The sequence below is a fragment of the Caballeronia glathei genome, from assembly GCF_000698595.1.
Taxonomy (GTDB): domain Bacteria; phylum Pseudomonadota; class Gammaproteobacteria; order Burkholderiales; family Burkholderiaceae; genus Caballeronia; species Caballeronia glathei.
In genome coordinates, this window is record NZ_JFHC01000278.1 from 1 (window position 1) to 645 (window position 645).

The 645-nt window shown below is 66.4% G+C and carries 1 protein-coding gene; it reads right to left on the reverse strand.

Features of this window, described 5'->3' with window-relative positions:
* A partial coding sequence (gene prpB / locus BG61_RS38765; protein WP_035943793.1) for a methylisocitrate lyase occupies positions 1-645 on the reverse strand: 645 nt, incomplete at both ends.

Sequence of the window (645 nt, forward strand, 5' to 3'; positions counted from 1 at the left end):
AGCGCGATATCGACGTTCGCGTCTTTCAGTTCGTCGACAGTGAAGAGCGGCGTCGAGCCGAACTCGGTGAGGTTCGCGAGGATCGGCACGCGCACCGCGGCCTTGAAGCGGCGATAGTCGTCGAGCGAGTGCATCGCTTCGGGGAAAATCATGTCGGCGCCCGCTTCGACATAGGCGACCGCGCGTTCGATCGCGGCATCGATGCCTTCGGACGCGGCCGCATCGGTGCGCGCCATGATGACGAAGTGCTCGTCGGTGCGTGCATCGACGGCCGCCTTCACGCGATCCACCATCTCGCCCGCCGGCACGACTTCCTTGCCCGGACGATGGCCGCAGCGCTTCTGCCCGACCTGGTCCTGGATATGCACCGCGGCCACGCCCGCCTTGATGAACGACTTCACCGTGCGCGCGATGTTGAAGGCGCCGCCCCAGCCGGTATCGATATCGACGAGCAGCGGCAGGTTCGTCGCGTCGGTGATGCGGCGTGCGTCGATGAGCACGTCGTCCATCGTGCTGATGCCGAGATCGGGGATGCCGAGCGAATTCGCGGCCACGCCGCCGCCCGACAGATAGACCGCCTTGAAGCCGACCGCTTCGGCCATTTTCGCGGCGTACGCGGTGATCGCACCGACCACCTGCAGCGGC